Annotated in this window: 6 protein-coding genes; 1 reads left to right on the top strand and 5 read right to left on the bottom strand. The window is 65.8% G+C overall.

Features of this window, described 5'->3' with window-relative positions:
* From DBR22_RS00855 to DBR22_RS00840, 5 genes are all read right to left on the bottom strand, one after another.
* Window positions 1–553, bottom strand: a 553-nt coding sequence (locus DBR22_RS00855) for a DnaJ domain-containing protein (RefSeq protein WP_181364969.1), incomplete at its 3' end; no start/stop codon positions are given.
* A 273-nt stretch (window positions 554–826) separates the two neighbouring features.
* Window positions 827–1,519 (bottom strand): nucleotide exchange factor GrpE, encoded by a 693-nt coding sequence (locus tag DBR22_RS00850; protein ID WP_108597351.1) that lies wholly within the window; start codon window positions 1,517–1,519, stop codon window positions 827–829.
* 2 nt (window positions 1,520–1,521) lie between these two features.
* A complete protein-coding gene (gene dnaK, locus DBR22_RS00845) occupies window positions 1,522–3,393 on the bottom strand; it encodes a molecular chaperone DnaK (RefSeq protein WP_108597350.1) in 1,872 nt (623 codons plus the stop codon).
* 225 nt (window positions 3,394–3,618) lie between these two features.
* A complete protein-coding gene (locus DBR22_RS23655) occupies window positions 3,619–3,783 on the bottom strand; it encodes a hypothetical protein (protein WP_181364968.1) in 165 nt (54 codons plus the stop codon).
* 105 nt (window positions 3,784–3,888) lie between these two features.
* Window positions 3,889–4,626: a TetR/AcrR family transcriptional regulator gene (locus DBR22_RS00840; RefSeq protein WP_258228995.1), complete on the bottom strand. Its 738-nt coding sequence runs from the start codon at window positions 4,624–4,626 to the stop codon at window positions 3,889–3,891.
* A gap of 137 nt (window positions 4,627–4,763) precedes the next feature.
* Here DBR22_RS00840 and DBR22_RS00835 point away from each other — a divergent pair.
* Window positions 4,764–5,276: NAD-dependent epimerase/dehydratase family protein (locus DBR22_RS00835; protein WP_146187324.1), on the top strand; the 513-nt coding region annotated here is incomplete at its 3' end.

Below are 5,276 nucleotides of genomic sequence, written 5' to 3'. Positions count from 1 at the left end.
CCTTGATACCGGCCGGAACACGGACGTCAATGACTTCGCCGTTGGGCTCGCGCAGGCCGATGGAGGTGCCGCGGATGGAGCCAGCGAAGGAAATGGTGGTGGAAGCGGTGCGGTCCGCGCCCTTCTGGGGGGTCCGCTGGAAACCGGGCTGGGCCCCGAAACCGCCGCCGAACAGGTCAGCGAACTCCGGCGGAATGCCACCGGCCGTGCTGAAGCCGCCTGCGTGGCGTCCGGTGCTGCCGGTGAACAGGCCACCGAACATGTCCTCGAACCCGCCGTTGCCGGCACCTGCACCGCCGGGAGCGAACCGTGCGCCGCCACCCATGGCACGGATGGCGTCATACTGCTGGCGCTCATCGGAATCTGACAACACGGAATAGGCCTCGGAGATGTCCTTGAACTTCTTCTCCGAGGCAGCGTTCCCGGCGTTGGTGTCCGGGTGGTGCTGGCGGGCAAGTTTCCGGTAAGCCTTCTTGATGTCAGCGTCGGAAGCGTCCTTGGCGATACCAAGGATCGCGTAAAAGTCCTTGTCCACCCAATCCTGGCTAGCCAATGGCGTTTCCTTTCAAAAGTCTTCTAACTGACAGCTCTCCGCGGTACAGGGGCCCCCGCCCCTACGCGTGGCGGCCCGGTCCTGACGGACCAAGCCACCACGCTCCGGAAGGCCCGATGCCACACCCGGGGCCCTGTACCGCTGCGAGCTTTGTGGTTATCTCACCTTAGGCGAGACGACCGCCGGCGCGGAGGCCGGATAGGGGGCGGCGGTGTGGAGGGCACCGCGAAGCGGGCACCGCCCCCTATCCGGCGTAGCGCAAGCCGAGCCGAACTAAGCCGGAACGGCCACGATGACCTGCGCGGCGCGGAGGACGCGGTCGCCGGACCGGTAGCCGGAGCGGAGGACCTGGCTGACGGTGTCAACCTCGATGTCCTCGCCGGGCTGCTGGATGAGGGCCTCGTGGACTGTGGGATCGAACTCAACGCCGGTCTCATCGATCCGGACCAGGCCGTACGTCTTCAGCGCGTTCTCCAGCTTGGTGGCGATCGCGGCGAACGGGCCGTCGGCGAGGTCACCGTGCTGGCGGGCAGCATCGACGTCGTCCAGTACAGGCAGCAGGGAGTTCAGGACGCCGATGACGGCCATCTCCCCTGCCACGGCGCGGTCACGTTCGACGCGCTTGCGGTAGTTGACGTACTCGGCCTGGAGGCGAAGAAGGTCATTCTTCAGTTCCGCGGCTTCAGCGTGGCCCGCTCCCTGGGCTACGGATTCCTCGGCCGGCACCTCGACGCCGTTGAGGATTTCCTCGGCCTGGGCCAGGGCGTCGCCGTCGGTGTCCACAGGCTCGGCGGCGGGGGCATCAGCGTGGTGCCCGCCCTCCGGGTGCCGGGCCTGCCCGGTCACCGGGTCAACCTTGCGGTTGTCCCGGATGACCGGGTCCTGGTGGCCTTCGCCCTGCTGGCGTTCCTGCTGCTCCTGGTTTGCGGATGAGTTGTGCTCTTCCTCGTTACCGTGGTGCGGCATGGCTACTTCTTCGCTTCGTCTTCGTCGATGATCTCGGCGTCGACGATGTCTTCGTCAGCCTTCGTGCCCTCAGTGCCCGCTGCGCCTTCGGCACCTGCAGCACCGGTGGCGCCATCAGGAGAACCTGCCTGGGCGTAGATGGCCTCGCCGAGCTTGCCCTGGGAAGCCTGCAGCTTCTCGAACGCGGTCTTCACTTCGGCGTCATCGGTGCCTTCGAGTGCCTTCTTGAGGGCGTCGACGTCGGCCTGGACCTCGGTCTTGACCTCTTCGGGCAGCTTGTCGGCGTTGTCCGCGATCAGCTTGTCCACGGAGTAGGCGAGCTGCTCGGCGGTGTTGCGGGTGTCGGTCGCCTCGCGGCGGGCCTTGTCCTCGGCTGCGTGCTCCTCGGCGTCCTTGACCATGCGGTCAATGTCTTCCTTGGACAGCGCGGTGCCGCCGGTGATGGTCATGGACTGCTCCTTGCCGGTGCCCTTGTCCTTCGCCGAAACGTGCACGATGCCGTTGGCGTCGATGTCGAAGGTGACCTCGACCTGCGGGACGCCGCGCGGAGCCGGCGCGATGCCGGTCAGCTCGAACGTGCCCAGCGGCTTGTTGTCGCGGGTGAACTCACGTTCGCCCTGGAAGACCTGGATGGCCACGGACGGCTGGTTGTCATCCGCGGTGGTGAAGGTCTCGGAGCGCTTCGTGGGGATAGCGGTGTTGCGCTCGATCAGGTGCGTCATGACGCCGCCCTTGGTCTCGATGCCGAGGGAAAGCGGGGTGACGTCGATCAGCAGGACGTCCTTGCGCTCGCCCTTGAGGACACCGGCCTGGAGTGCAGCACCGACGGCCACGACCTCATCAGGGTTGACGCCCTTGTTCGGCTCCTTGCCGCCGGCGAGTTCCTTGACGAGCTCGTACACGGCGGGCATACGGGTGGAACCGCCCACGAGGACGATGTGGTCGATCTCGGAAAGCTTGATGCCGGCTTCCTTGATGACGTCCTGGAATGGCTTCTTGGTGCGGTCCAGCAGGTCCTTGGTGAGGTCCTGGAACTTGGCGCGGGTCAGCTGCTCGTCCAGGTGGACCGGGCCGTCGGGGGTGACGGACAGGTACTGGAGGGAGACGTTGGTGCTGGTGGAGGAGGAGAGTTCCTTCTTGGCCTGCTCCGATGCCTCGCGGAGGCGCTGCAGGGCGATCTTGTCCTTGGAGAGGTCGATGCCCTTGACCTTGAGCTGCTTGAGCAGGTAGTCAACAACGCGCTGGTCCCAGTCGTCGCCGCCGAGGTGGTTGTCACCGGCGGTGGAGCGGACCTGGATGGTGGAGAAGTTGTCTTCGTCCTTGCCCACTTCGAGCAGGGAGACGTCGAACGTTCCGCCGCCGAGGTCGAAGACCAGGATGAGTTCGTCTTCCTTGCCCTTGTCCAGGCCGTAGGCCAGTGCTGCCGCGGTGGGCTCGTTGACAATGCGGAGGACGTTCAGGCCTGCGATTTCGCCGGCCTCCTTGGTGGCCTGGCGCTGGGCGTCGTTGAAGTAGGCCGGAACGGTGACGACGGCGTCGGTGACCTTCTCGCCCAGGTACGACTCGGCGTCGTTCTTCAGCTTCATGAGGATACGGGCGGAGATTTCCTGAGCCGTGTACTTCTTGTCGTCAATGGAGACGGACCAGTCAGTGCCCATGTGGCGCTTGACGGAGGCGATGGTGCGGTCAATGTTGTTGACGGCCTGGCGCTTGGCGATCTCGCCGACCAGGACTTCGCCTGACTTGGAGAATGCAACGACCGACGGCGTGGTGCGTCCACCCTCGGCGTTGGCAATAACGGTGGGCTCGCCACCTTCGAGAACGGAGACGACGGAGTTGGTGGTTCCGAGGTCGATACCTACTGCACGTGACATGTGTTGCTTCCTTCTTTCCTGTGGAAACTTTCGTACCGCCCACTCATTGAGCGTTCTGGACTCAACTCTACCTGCGGCCGGAAAGGTGTCAACCCAAAGTTGAGCGAACTAGACTCAACTTTGGATAGTGACGTGATTCCCAAGCTACGAAATCCGCGGAATTCCGGGGTTTTTGGGCAGGCAAAAACCAGGCGGCGAAGTGTTCGCTGAGCGTGAACGGCCCCCTCAGGACTCCCTGTCCTCGTCCACTTGCGTCTCGCGGGCCTCTTCCGGGGTCCGGTCCGCGTCCTCCGTGTGGCCGGAAGCGGCGGCATACTGGTCGCCTTCGCCGTCCAGGCCGGGTTCGGTACTGGCTTTCCGGCGGTCATCCTCGGGTGCGGTCTCAGTCATGAGCTTGCCTCTCCGTTGAGTTTCCGCGTGCGTCGCGGACGCAATGGCAGTCTACTCAGCGGCGCCCGGCAGAGACAGAGGTCCCCGAGCCACCGCGCTCCCCCATCAGGAACGGAGGCCCGCCACCCCCGCGAGCACCGCAAGATGGTGCTCAAACAGTTCGTCGCGGGCACTGAACGTGTCTGCGCCGTACTGGCCGAACACCTCAAAGCTCACCGCTCCGAACAGTGACGTCCACACGAGGGCTCCGTTCGCCAGAACCTCGTCAGGCACGTCAAGCCCCAGTTCCGTGCGGATCGCCGCCAGGTCCGCGGAAAGGGCGGAAGGCACGACGGCGGGACCCGGCTCCTGGGCCAGCGCGCCGGCCCGCCAGGCAGAGTTGATAATGCCCACCAGCCTGAAGATCACCCGCGTGCCGGGCATCGTGGTCTGTCCGGCGGGGGCCTGATAGCCGGGCACCGGGCTGCCGAACAGGAGTCCGTAGCGGGCCGGCTCCTTGAGGGCCCATTTCCGGACTGCCCTGCCGAGCTCCAGGAACCGGCCGGCGAAGTCATCCTCCGGCACCGCATCCACCGCGGCGTCGACGGCGTCGCCCAGCTCATCGTAGGCATCGACCAGTAGGAGCGTGAGGAGTTCGTCGCGGTTGGCCACGTAGCGGTAGACCGCGGAGGAAACCACCCCCAGGTCCCTGGCGACGGCGCGGAGGGACAGGGCCGCCGCACCATCCGTTGCCAGGTGCGTACGCCCGAGGCGGACAATATCCGCGATGGTCCGGGCGCGGGCCCGCTCCCGCGGCGTCCGCTGCGAGGGGATGGTTTCCGTACTGGCGCCAGGTGGGGTCATGGCTTCAGCATGCTGCATAAGTCAGAGCACCGTCAACATTTGAGAGCAGTGCTCTTGACGACGGTAGAAACGAACCGCAGACTAAAAGGAGAGCGCTGCTCTCATAGTGGGAGTTATTGCTGATGGAGGAGAACGTCATGGACGAAGTACACGTAGTTACCGGGGCAGGACCGGTGGGCTGGACCGTCGCCGGGCAGCTCGCGGACGAGGGAAAGAAAGTCCGGGTCCTGACGCGCTCCGGCAGCGGCCCCGGGCACCCCCTGGTGGAGCGGGTCAAAACGGATGTCCAGGACCCTGCCCAGGTGCGGACCGCATTGGCCGGTGCAGCCGCGGTGTATCACTGCATCCACGGCTCCTCCTACAGCGCGGAGGCGTGGCAGGCAGAACTCCCCCTGGCCGAACAGACGGTACTGGCCGCCGCGGGGGCGGCGGGCGCCGTCGTCGTCTTTCCCGAAAGCCTCTATTCGTACAGCGCACCTGAGCGCCCGATGACTGAGGCCGGTCCCCGGAACGCGGCGGGCGGCAAGCGGGGCGTCCGGACCAGGCTGCTGGAGGCAAGGGCCGCATCAGCCACCGATACCGTGAGCATGGTGTCCAGCGACTTCTTCGGCCCGCGGGTGCGGGGTGCACATGCGGGCGAGCGCTTGGTC

The sequence above is a fragment of the Arthrobacter sp. HMWF013 genome, assembly GCF_003061105.1.
Taxonomy (GTDB): domain Bacteria; phylum Actinomycetota; class Actinomycetes; order Actinomycetales; family Micrococcaceae; genus Arthrobacter.
This window is presented reverse-complemented; position numbering and strand designations above follow the sequence as displayed.